This window comes from Stenotrophomonas sp. P5_B8, from assembly GCF_054049855.1.
Genome location: NZ_JBFULO010000096.1, coordinates 1 through 11,423 on the forward strand (window position 1 = coordinate 1; position 11,423 = coordinate 11,423).

The following is an 11,423-nucleotide window of genomic DNA, read 5'->3' on the forward strand; positions in this document are numbered from 1 at the left end:
CGGCCGCCCCCTCCTCCTTTATTTCGCCTCCAAGGGCATGGGAGCCCAGCGCCCGACCCACCGACSACCGCTGTCGACCCAGCGCTTGACCCAATGACCGCCACGTCCGCACCTGCGTCTGGGCTGATGAGGAGCCGGCCAGCGGCCGGCACTACCTGCCTTCGCCGGCAGCCGTCGGGCGCAGGCTCGGACGGACGCCCGCCCGGAGTTACAGCGATCGGCTGATGGTGAAACTGCCGAACACCGGCGCTTCCTTCTGCCCGTCGAACTCGCGCGTGCTGTGGTAGCGGGCGACGGCGAACTTCCAGCGCCCGCGCATCACCGCCACGCCGTACCCGGCCTGGCCCACCACGTGGCGCTTGTCCACGCTGTGGCTGTTGCGGAAGGTATTGCCGTCCAGCGTGATATCCCGGATCACCCACGCCGCATCGGTGGTGGCGAACATGTGCCACGACCAGCCCGACGGACGCCCGCCGCGGGTCGGCGCGGTGTTTTCGCCGGCCGGACGCAACGGCGTACTGCCGAAATCGTCCGGCAGCTTCCAGCCGAACCGCACTTCGCCACCCGCATTGAGGTGGGTAGCCAGGTTGCCCACCGCACCGCCGTAGTGGCTGATCGCATCCCAGCCCCAGCCGCCGGCGTTCACGCTGGCATCGGCCGGCCAGCGGCGCATCCGCTCGTGGGTGAGCATGAACACCGGCTCGTTGTGCAGCTGGTTGTCCCAGCCCTGGAATTTCTCGTCGCCCAGCACGTCATGCACCGCGTTCTGCACTTCCTTGCCCAGTGCCCACGGCCCCACCACGCCGATCGCCAGCTGCGTGGTCTGCAGCCGGTCGCCGCGCCGGGCGTTGTAGCCGAAGCTGCCGATCAGCACGCCAGCGTAGGGCCGATCGTCCTCGATCAGGTCCTTGCGGGTGAAATCGGTGGGCGTAAAGATGCCCTGGGCCAGGCTGAAGATCATGTTCTGCTGCTCGAACTCGCCCGGGTGCAGCTTCTCCAGATGGCGGTTCACCCAGCGTGCCAGCCGCGGCAGGCAGGGGTCATCGGTGTAATCGACCAGATTGGGCGAGACGAAGGTGATCTGCGCGCCGTTGGTGTAGCCCTGGTCCTGGTCGGCCCCGCCGAACAGATCGTTGTCGACCCGGAAATTGACCTGCGGCGGGTGCTCGCGCATCGCATCCGGACCGCACTGGTTGGCGGCCTGCGCCGCAGGGGCGACGAGCGCCAGGGCGCCGGCGAGTGCGGCCGACAACGCATAGGGCTTCAACGACATGGGATTCCCGCTCAGGATGTGTTCTGTTTTTATGCCGGAGCAGCGTAGTCAGCGCGTGATGCTTTGGCCAGCGCCGCGCGCGCACCGATACGTTTTGCTGGTGAACGCCGATTTTCACGTCGCGTTGGGTGCCGCTATAGGCACGATCATGCAGCGCTTGGGTTCGGCCGCCGGCGTCCCCATAATCGCGGTTATGGAGATCTCGTCTGACAACCCCGACCACGGCTTCCAGTTCCCCGGCCRGTTTGAACTCAGCGCCATGGGCGCGGCTGGTATGGAGCTGGAACGCGAACTGCCGCGCCTGCTTGAGCTGGCCGGCGTCGAAGTACTGACCGAACGGGTCAGCTGGAAACACTCGTCCAACGGCAAGTATGTGTCGGTGCGGCTGGTGTTCAAGGCCGACAACCGCGAGCAGTACGATGCCGCGCACACGGCACTGCGCGACCACCCGGAAGTGAAGTGGACGCTGTAAGCGCCTGCGAAACCGCCGCCTCACCGGGGGCGCGCCCGCCACAGCCGGCGATCGTGCGTGAGCTCGGCCGGCAGGCCTATGCTCCGGTCTGGCATGCAATGCAGCGTTTCACCGATGCGCGTGATGACACCACCGCCGATGAGTTGTGGGTGGTCGAGCATGATCCGGTGTTCACGCTGGGCCAGGCCGGCAAGGAGGAACACGTGCTGGCGCCGGGCGATATTCCGGTGCTGCATGTGGATCGTGGCGGCCAGGTGACCTATCACGGGCCGGGCCAGATCGTGGTCTATCCGCTGCTGCAGCTGCGTCGTCTGGGGATCGGGGTGCGCGATTACGTGTGCCGGATCGAGCAGGCGATCATCGACACGCTGGACGAATGGAATATCGGCGCTGAACGGCTGGACGGCGCGCCCGGGGTCTATGTGGGCGGGGCGAAGGTCGCCGCGCTGGGCATCCGGGTCCGCCGCGGCTGCACCTTCCACGGGCTGGCCTTCAACGTGGCCATGGACCTGGAGCCGTTCCACCGCATCAACCCCTGTGGCTACGAAGGGCTGCAGGTGACCTCGGTGGTAGACTTGGGGGGACCGTCCGGCATGGCGGCCGTGACGCCGGTGCTGCTGGGCCATCTGGCCCGCCAGTTCGGCCTGGACCTCCAGCCGACCCTTGAATTGCCCGATCTGACTGACGCGGCGTAACGCCGCCGACCAAGGCCATGACTGAATCGACCGCTCGCCTCATTCCCCTGCAGATCGTGCAGGGCGACACGCCGTCCGCTGCACCGTTGCAGACGGGCGTCAAACAGCTGGGCGGTGACAAGATCGGCCGCTCGCCCGTGCAGTTTGCCGACGCGCCGGTGCTGCGCAAGCCGTCGTGGATCCGGGTGCGGATTCCGTCAGGCAACGCGGTGCAGATGCTGAAGGCGAAGCTGCGCGAGAACCGGTTGGTGACCGTCTGCGAGGAGGCGAGCTGCCCGAACATCCACGAGTGCTTCAGTCATGGGACGGCGACGTTCATGATCCTGGGCGAGGTGTGCACGCGGCGCTGTTCGTTCTGCGATGTTGCGCATGGTCGGCCGAAGCCGCCGGATGCGAACGAGCCGGCGAGCCTGGCGCAGACGGTGGCCGACATGGGCCTGAAGTATGTGGTGGTGACCAGTGTGGATCGGGATGATCTGCGTGATGGCGGTGCGCAGCATTTCGCCGACTGCATCGGGGCGATCCGGGCCCGGTCGCCGGCGACGCGGATCGAGGTGCTGACACCGGACTTCCGCGGCAAGGGGCGGATGGAGCGTGCGCTGGATATCCTGGCGACCAATCCGCCGGATGTGTTCAACCACAACATCGAGACGGTGCCGGATCTGTACCGCAATGTGCGGCCGGGCGCGGATTACCAGTGGTCGCTGACGCTGTTGAAGAATTTCAAGGCGCAGCATCCGTCGATCGCGACGAAGTCGGGGATCATGCTGGGTCTGGGCGAGGAGCTGGAGCAGGTGCGGGCGACGATGCGCGATCTGCGTGCGCACGACGTGGACATGATCACGATCGGTCAGTACCTGCAGCCGACGCCGCACCATCATCCGGTGCTGCGTTACTGGACGCCGGAGGAATACAAGGCGTTTGAGGACTACGGGTACGAGCTGGGCTTCAGCCATGTGGCCTCGGGGCCGATGGTGCGTTCTTCGTACCATGCCGATGTGCAGGCCAAGGGTGCCGGTGTTGCCTGAGGCGTTTGACGCCTGAGGCTTTTGAAGCAGCGCTTCATTCGTTCATGCGCTTGGAGGGGGCAGGCCGCCCTCTCCAGGACACGCCGGGGCCCCTCCATGGTGCTCGTTTTGACGCCTTGCTCGTCGATGCAGTCCCGCACCGACGGCAAATACCGGTGTTKGACGTCCTGCCCAACCCGTCGGGCGCAGTGCCTCCGGCCCATGGCGCCAACGGTCCTGGAGAGGGCGGCCTGCCCCCGCCTTGACAGGGTTCGGCGTAGCGGCCGGGGCGAGCAGCGGCAGTTGCTTCATTCGCTGTGAAAGCCCACCGGTGCGTTCATTTCTGAACGATCCTCGTTTATCCCGGTGCGCAACGCGCGCTGGTGGGTGTGCGTAGCGCCGCCTTGCCATCGTCTGCGCCCGACCTCCCTTTGTCGTCCTTCCCGCCTCCAGCGGCTGGCGGCCGCCGCCTTCGCCTGCGCCATTCACAATTTGCTACAGGCCCCGGTTTAGGCTGGAAATCCCCGTTGCGCGGGGATGGATGACAAACCCCGCAACTTTCGGCACTGTCGTGTGGTCTGATCCGCACGCAGTCTCCCCGTTGGCAAGGTGCCATGAGCAAGTCGATGAAATTCAAAGCCCCCGCATTCCTGATGGCCCTGGCGCTTACCGCGCCGCTGGCACTGGCCGCCTACGCTGATTCGCCGGCACTGCCGTCGGCGGCGACGCCCGACCAGGTGACCACCTCCAAGCTGGTCTACGGACTGCTGTCCGACAGCCGCTATGCCTATCGGCCGCGCGCGCTGGATGCGGCCACCTCCAAGGACGTGTTCAAGCGTTACCTGGAAGCGCTGGATGGCAGCAAGCAGTTCTTTACGCAGGCCGATGTGACGCGCTTCGCGCCGTTCGAGGCGAACATCGCCACGGCGATCCGTGGCGGTGAGCTGGAGCCGGCGTTCCAGGTGTTTGCGGTGTACAAGCAGCGCGTGGGCGAGCGCATCGGGTATGCGCGCAAGCTGCTCAAGCAGGATTTCGATTTCAGCACCGATGAAAAGTTCGAGTACGACCGCAAGGACGTGCCGTGGGCGGCGAGCAATGCCGAGCTGGACGATCTGTGGCGCAAGTCGGTCAAGAACGATTGGCTGCGGCTGAAGCTGGCGGGCAAGCAGCCGGCGGAGATCCGCAAGACGCTGGACAAGCGTTATGCGACGCTGGAAAAGTCGGTCAATGAGTTGAAGGGCGAGGACGTGTTCCAGTTCTTCCTCAATTCCTACACCAGCGCGGTCGATCCGCACACCGATTACTTCACCCCGCGCACCGCCGAGAACTTCAACCAGGCCATGTCGCTGTCGCTGGAAGGCATCGGCGCGCAGCTGCAGCGCCAGGACGACATGGTGGTCATCCGCGAGGTCATCGCTGGCGGTCCGGTGGCGGTCAACGGCACGCTCAAGGCGGGGGATCGCATCGTCGGTGTCGGCCAGGGCAAGTCCGGGCCGATCGAGGATGTGATCGGCTGGCGCATCGATGACGTGGTGGCCAAGATCCGCGGCAAGAAAGACACCCAGGTGCGGCTGGAATTCATTCCGGCCGAAGAGGGCGTGGACGGCAAGCACCACACGCTGGTGCTGACCCGCCAGAAGGTGCGTCTGGCCGAGCAGGCCGCCAAGGGCGAGACCCTGGCCATCCCGGCCAAGGACGGTGAGCCGGCGCGCAAGGTCGGTGTGATCAAGCTGCCCACCTTCTACCAGGACTTCGAAGGCCGTCGCCGCAACGCGACCGACTACGCCTCGGCCACCCGCGACGTGGCCAAGCTGCTGGCCGGCTTCAAGGCCGACAAGCTCGATGGCGTGGTGCTGGACCTGCGCAACAACGGCGGTGGTTCGCTGGATGAGGCCATCGAGCTGACCGGCCTGTTCATCGAACAGGGCCCGGTGGTGCAGGTGCGCGAGTCCGGTGGCCGCGTCACCGTCAACAGCGACCGCAGCGAAGCGGTGGCGTGGGACGGTCCGCTGGCGGTGTTGATCAACCGTGGCTCGGCGTCGGCGTCGGAAATCTTCGCCGGTGCCATCCAGGACTACGGTCGTGGCCTGGTGATCGGTGAGACCACCTTCGGCAAGGGCACCGTGCAGAACATCGTCGACCTGGACCGCTGGCCGAGCGGGGAAACCCAGCGCTATGGGCAGGTCAAGCTGACCATCGCACAGTTCTTCCGCGTCAGCGGCAGCAGCACCCAGCACAAGGGCGTGGTGCCGGACCTGGCCTTCCCGGCCAGCGTGGATGCCAGCGAGTACGGCGAAAGCACCTACGACAACGCCCTGCCGTGGACCCGCATCGCCTCGGTGCCGCATACCCAGTACGGCAACTTCGGCCCGCTGCTGCCCAAACTGGAAACCCGCCATGCCGCGCGCATTGCCGCCGACAAGGAATTCCAGTGGTGGAACGAGGACGTGGAGCAGTTCCGCGCCGAGAAGGCCAAGAAGTACATCTCGCTCAACGAGGCCGAGCGCCGCGCCGAGCGTGAGAAGCAGGACAAGCAGCGCACCGAGCGCCAGGCGATCCGCAAGCAGCTGGGCCTGGACCTGGACCCGCTGGCCGACGACAGCAATGACGACGGCCTGACCGGCAACGAGCGCGACATCGTCAAGGATGCCGCCCGTGAGAAGGCCGCCGAGAAGCGTCCGGACCCGCTGCTGCGCGAGTCGGCGTCGATCCTGTCCGATGCGGTCAACCTGCTGGAAGCCGACCGCCCGCTGTCGGCGCAGGTGCTGCCGCAGTCCACCGCCGTGGGCCGCTGGGCCGACTGACCGGTCGCGGACGGACGGGGGTAGGGCCGAGCCATGCTCGGCTGCGCTCACCGACCGCGCCATGGGCACAGGCAAGCCGAGCCAAGGCAAGCCGAGCCGAGCCAAAGCAAGCCGAGCCGAGCCAAAGCAAGCCGAGCCGAGCCAAAGCAAGCCGAGCATGGCTCGGCTCTACCCCCCCCCCCGCCCCCGGCCCCCGGCCCCTCGCGCGCGCGAAGCCGGTGGCCGGTTTCGGTGAACACCCGACAAACGAAGGGCCGGCCATTGCGCCGCCCCTTCGCTATGTAAACCCGGTGCATACGCGGGCGGGGCTATGCTGGAGGCGTCTGTTCTCGCAGGAGCGCGCATGCGCCTGTATCACGCAATCCCGGCAGGTCTGCTGGTCGCCTCGCTGACCGCCTGTGGCGGTCGCGCCGCTGACAGCACGCTGATCCGTGAATCGTTCGACTCCGGCGACACCTATTCGCGCAGCGTGCCCGGCGCCCCGGCGCAGGCCTGCGAAGCGGCACGGCGCACCCTGCTCAGCCAGGGCTATGCGATTGCCCGGGCCGACACCGCGGCGGTGGAAGGCAACAAGAACTTCCAGCCGCGCGATGACGAACACGAGCAGCTGGTGCTGCGTATTTCCTGCGCGCCACGCGGCGACCAGTCGCTGGTCTTCGTCAGTGCCGTGCAGGACCGTTATGCCTTGAAGAAGAGCCCGACCTCGGCCAGTGTCGGCGTGGGCGCATTGGGCTCGGTGTCGCTGCCGTTCGGCAGCAATGACGATTCGCTGGTGAAGGTCGCCAGCAGCACGGTGCAGGATGCGGACTTCTACCGCCGCTTCTTTGATCGGCTGCAGCAGTACCTGCCGGCCGCGGCGGCCGCGCCTGCACCGGCGCCGTCTGAACCACCGGCCGCTGCACCGGCTGCGGCCGATGTGCCTGCGGCGCCGGCCGCCGTGGCGGGTACGCCGGTGCCGTCGCACTGATCAGGCGGACCGGTGTCGTTGCCCACTGCATCATGCGCGCCCCGCCGTTGGGTGATGGCCTTGGCCGGCTTGCTACTTGCGGGCGTGGCCATGGCGAGTGCCGTCGCCGCGCCCGCGCCGGCCTGTACCCAGCCGCTGCTTGAAGAACTCGGCTGGCGCTTCACCGACGCGCCCATCCGCGCGCCGGTGGTGCACGGCGGCCCCGTCTGCGAGCGCGCCGATCTGGCCCAGGCGCAGCAGGCCGGTGACCTGCGGGTGCAGCTGCCCCGGGACTGGGATCCCGCGCGTCGCGCTGACTTCATGACGGCCTTGCTGGACGATCCGGCCACGCTGTGCGCGTATGCGTTCAAGCTTGGGCAGGCCACCCGGCGTGCGACCACGCAGCTGCAGGACAATCCGGGGTACCGGTTTTCGGCACTGCAGTTGGGCTGGATCGGCTTCGGCGCGCGCGGCGCGCAGGCCCAGGGCTGGCAGCGCTTCCGCAGCTTCGGTCGGGGGTATGCACCTGCCGGCCGCAACAGCGTGGCGCTGCAGCACTTCTACGATGGCCGGGTCCGCAGCGAGTGCGGGGTGGGGCGCCAGATCGCGCAGCTGGCCACCCAGCGCGAGCTGTACGGCGATGCGGCATTCGATGCCGAGTTCACGCCCGCCGAGTTGTCCATTGGCACGTTCCTGACCCTGCACGAGACCGACAGCATCCTGCTCGGCCGGCACGCGGGTGAGTTCCTTGCCGATGGCAAGGCGCGCAAGACCGCACAGCTGGGCCGGCAGGCGTTCGTCGGCGCGCCGGGCTTCATCGAGCACGTGTTCGACCGCGAATTCCTGGACGACATCAACAACCAGGCCGAGAACTTCGTGGTGGTCAATGTCAGCGACGCGGCGGCCCGTGCGCTGCGCGCGCACGACGGGTTTACCCATTACGACGCCATCAACCGGCAGATCTGGGCGCTGGCCCAGCGCATGCCCGGACCCGGGCCGCGCCGCTTCGAACGGCTGCTGGCCGAGCGCGATCCGGTCTGGCGCAACGGGTTGCCGGCCGAGCAGAAACCGCTGCTGGCCGAACTCGATGCGCTGCTGGACGATCCGTTCTACCAGGGGTTCGTGATTTACGTGCATCCTCGCGGTATACGTCCTGTCGGGTACCACATCGCACGCCTGCTCGACCGCAATCCGCGGACGCCGTTTGCCTTCGAGCTGGGCCTGCACAACCTGCATACCACGCTGTACCGGCGCTGGATCGACGCACGCCTTCGCCAGTGCGATTCCCCGCCGGCAGCATCCCCGCAACACAACTCGCACGCTGGAAGGTGACACATGGATATTGCAATGATCGGGCTGGGCAAGATGGGCGCCAACATGGCCGAGCGGCTGCATCGCGGCGGCCATCGGGTGATCGGCGTCGACCCCGGTGAAGGCGCGCGCGCGAGCGCGGCCAAGCGCGGCTTCGAGGTCAGCGCGTCGGTCGCCGATGCGCTGGCGCAGCTGCCGGTGCCGCGCGTGGTGTGGCTGATGGTGCCGGCCGGCGAGGTGGTGGACCAGACCCTGGCCGCGCTGTCACCGCACCTGTCCGAAGGCGACGTGGTGATCGACGGCGGCAACTCGTATTACAAAGATTCGATGCGTCGCGCCGGCCAGCTGCTGGGCGAGGACGTCAGCTACATCGACTGCGGCACCAGTGGCGGCGTGTGGGGCCTGCAGGAAGGCTACAGCCTGATGATCGGGGGTGACACGGAGGCAGTGGAGCGGGTGGGGGCGATCTTCCGCACGCTGGCGCCGGGCGAAGACCGCGGCTGGGCGCATGTCGGGCCGACCGGTGCCGGCCACTTCTGCAAGATGGTCCATAACGGTATCGAGTACGGGATGATGCAGGCCTACGCCGAAGGCTTTGCGCTGATGCAGCACAAGACCGCGTTCAACCTCGATCTTGCCCAGGTTGCCAAGGCCTGGCAGCACGGCAGCGTGGTGCGTTCGTGGCTGCTGGACCTCAGCGCCGATGCGCTTGGCCGCAACCCGCAGCTCGATGGCATTGCCCCGTACGTGGAAGATTCCGGCGAAGGCCGCTGGACCGTCGCCGAGGCGATCGACCTGGACGTGCCGGCACCGGTGATCACCCTGTCGCTGCTGGAGCGGCTGCGCTCTCGCGAGAAGAACTCCTTCAGCGATCGCCTGCTGGCGGCGATGCGCAACGAGTTCGGCGGCCACGCGATCAAGACCGAATAAGACCGCCGATGCAGCCGGTGGGTGGCGGGATCACGGTAGTGCCGGCCGCTGGCCGGCTCCTCGCAGAGGTTGATCAGGTGCGCGCATCGGCGCCGCCCGAAGATGCGCACAGATCCACCCGCCGCCCGCTGCGCGCACTCTCCGCCCCGGCTTGCAGCAGGCGCATCAACTGCAGTGCCTCATCCGCGCTCACCGTGGGCGCGCCGCTGCCCAGCATCGCGTCGCGGAACGCCGCGTACAGCCGCCGGTAGTCGCCGGGCACGTTGTCGACCGTGCTGCGCTGGCTGCGGCCGTGCTCATCGACCACGACGTGCTGGCCATGCAGCGGATCCAGACCCCAGCCCGGCGCGCCGGGCGCAATGCCATCGCGCAGCTGGTCTTCCTGCACGTCACGGCCGTCCTTGAGATAGCTGCCCACGTGCCCGTGCACCGCAAAGCGCGGATTGGCCGCGGCGACCAGCGAGCCGGCGTGCACGATCGCGCGGTGCCGCGGGTAATGCAGCACCGCGTGGAAGTAGTCATCGCTGCGTGCGTGGTCGCGTTGTGCGGTGATGTCGGCGCTGATCGCCGCCGGCCAGCCGAACAGCTGCAGCATCTGGTCGAGCAGATGCGGGCCCAGGTCCATCCACAGGCCGGCACCAGGCACGTCGCTCTCCCGCCAGCGATCCCGCACCTGCGGGCGGTAGCGGTCGAAGTGCGAGTGGCACTCGGCCACGTCGCCCAGCACGCCACTGTCGAGCAGCTGGCGCAGGCTGAGGAAGTCGGCATCGAAACGCCGGTTCTGGAACACCGTGGCAACCCGTTCCGCCGCCTGCGCGGCCTGCACCACCGCCTCGGCCTGCGCCACGTCCAGGGTGAAGGGCTTGTCCACCAGCACGTGCTTGCCGGCCTGCAGTGCGGCGATGGCCAGCGGTGCATGCTCGGCGTTGGGGGTTGCGATGACCACCGCATCCACGGCCGGGTCATCGAACAGTTGCTGTGCATGCGCGCAGATGCGCACGTCGGTGAAGCTGCGCAGGAGCCGGTCGCGTTGCGAACTGACGATGCTGTGCAGCGTCAGGCCGGGGGTGTGCTGGATCAACGGGGCATGGAAGACGCTGCCGGCCAGGCCGTAGCCGATCAGTCCCACCTGCAGGGCCGTGGCCATGGTGAGCTCCAGAGGAGAGAGGGGGAGGGTCAGCGTAGCGGCTGCGGCCGCGCGGAGGAACATGAACAGCCGGCAAGGAACCTGAGTGGTTCACGGCAGCGTTATGTTCCGCCCACGTGCCGCACAYGCGCTTCCCCCGACACTGGCCACACACCCAAGGAGACACCGAACATGACCAACACTACGCGCACTCTGCTTGCTGCTTCGCTGGCCCTCGGCATGGTTCTGGGTACGTCGTCGGCGATGGCAAAGGATCCGCCGAAGACCACCGACCATGCCGCCATGACCCATGCCGATACGCATGACTCCGACGCGCCGGTGACCGATAGCTGGATCACCACCAAGGTCAAGACCGATCTGCTCACCAGCAAGAACGTTCCGGGTACCGAGGTGATGGTGGAAACGGTCAATGGCGTGGTGACCCTGAAGGGCACCGTGGCCAGCCAGGCCGAGCATGACAAGGCACTTCGCGTGACCAAGGGCATCAAGGGCGTGAAGAGCGTCGATGCCAGCGGCCTGAAGGTCGCGGCCGCTGCCAAGCGCTGATTCCAGCGTATCGCGGTAGCCGAACGTAGAAACAGGGCGCGCCTTCGGGCGCGCTTTTTTTGTTTCCTTCTCAACGGCGGCGTCCTGTTTGCAAGGGCCGTGGTGGATGGTGCGCGGCGTTGTGCATGTGGTATCGGATAATTCAGGCGCGGGGTGTGGATCTTGATGCTGTTTCCGCTTGGGTTTGTCGCAAGCGTCCGGGCCCCGTAGCCGCCGGTAGGCCCCTGGCGCAAATGTCCCCCGGCCGCGTGGCGGCCTCCTCCTTTATTTTGCCCAGGGGCCTACCGGCGGC

Annotated in this window: 10 protein-coding genes; 8 read left to right on the forward strand and 2 right to left on the reverse strand. The window is 67.3% G+C overall.

Annotated features, from left to right (window positions below; genetic code table 11):
- Positions 1-208: 208 nt before the first annotated feature.
- Positions 209-1,273, reverse strand: coding sequence for a lipid A deacylase LpxR family protein (locus tag ACXJKH_RS07705; RefSeq protein ID WP_256777555.1), 1,065 nt, complete (start codon positions 1,271-1,273; stop codon positions 209-211).
- Positions 1,274-1,466: 193 nt separating this feature from the next.
- Here ACXJKH_RS07705 and ACXJKH_RS07710 point away from each other — a divergent pair, with 193 nt between their 5' ends.
- The 7 genes from ACXJKH_RS07710 (at position 1,467) to gnd (ending at position 9,438) form a co-directional block, all read left to right on the forward strand.
- The gene (locus ACXJKH_RS07710; protein ID WP_457318987.1) at positions 1,467-1,745 is read left to right on the forward strand and encodes a DUF493 family protein; all 279 of its coding nucleotides are present in this window, start codon (positions 1,467-1,469) and stop codon (positions 1,743-1,745) included.
- Complete coding sequence (gene lipB / locus ACXJKH_RS07715) at positions 1,733-2,440, forward strand: lipoyl(octanoyl) transferase LipB (RefSeq protein WP_256777557.1); 708 nt, start codon at positions 1,733-1,735, stop codon at positions 2,438-2,440. Before ACXJKH_RS07710 ends, lipB begins: the two co-directional genes overlap by 13 nt.
- A 17-nt stretch (positions 2,441-2,457) precedes the next feature.
- A complete protein-coding gene (gene lipA, locus ACXJKH_RS07720; RefSeq protein ID WP_256777558.1) occupies positions 2,458-3,468 on the forward strand; it encodes a lipoyl synthase in 1,011 nt (336 codons plus the stop codon).
- Between the two features lie 605 nt (positions 3,469-4,073).
- Positions 4,074-6,251, forward strand: a complete 2,178-nt coding sequence (locus tag ACXJKH_RS07725; protein ID WP_256777559.1) for a carboxy terminal-processing peptidase — start codon at positions 4,074-4,076, stop codon at positions 6,249-6,251.
- 343 nt (positions 6,252-6,594) lie between these two features.
- A complete protein-coding gene (locus ACXJKH_RS07730) occupies positions 6,595-7,218 on the forward strand; it encodes a DUF2242 domain-containing protein (RefSeq protein ID WP_256777560.1) in 624 nt (207 codons plus the stop codon).
- Between the two features lie 18 nt (positions 7,219-7,236).
- A complete protein-coding gene (locus ACXJKH_RS07735) occupies positions 7,237-8,529 on the forward strand; it encodes a hypothetical protein (RefSeq protein WP_457318990.1) in 1,293 nt (430 codons plus the stop codon).
- Positions 8,530-8,532: 3 nt separating this feature from the next.
- Positions 8,533-9,438 (forward strand): phosphogluconate dehydrogenase (NAD(+)-dependent, decarboxylating), encoded by a 906-nt coding sequence (gene gnd / locus ACXJKH_RS07740; RefSeq protein ID WP_457318988.1) that lies wholly within the window; start codon positions 8,533-8,535, stop codon positions 9,436-9,438.
- A gap of 73 nt (positions 9,439-9,511) precedes the next feature.
- On the opposite strand, the gene ACXJKH_RS07745 is transcribed toward gnd, so the two are convergent.
- Complete coding sequence (locus ACXJKH_RS07745; RefSeq protein ID WP_457318989.1) at positions 9,512-10,585, reverse strand: oxidoreductase; 1,074 nt, start codon at positions 10,583-10,585, stop codon at positions 9,512-9,514.
- 171 nt (positions 10,586-10,756) lie between these two features.
- Here ACXJKH_RS07745 and ACXJKH_RS07750 point away from each other — a divergent pair, with 171 nt between their 5' ends.
- Positions 10,757-11,131, forward strand: a complete 375-nt coding sequence (locus tag ACXJKH_RS07750) for a BON domain-containing protein (RefSeq protein WP_256777563.1) — start codon at positions 10,757-10,759, stop codon at positions 11,129-11,131.
- The last annotated feature ends 292 nt before the right edge of the window (positions 11,132-11,423 follow it).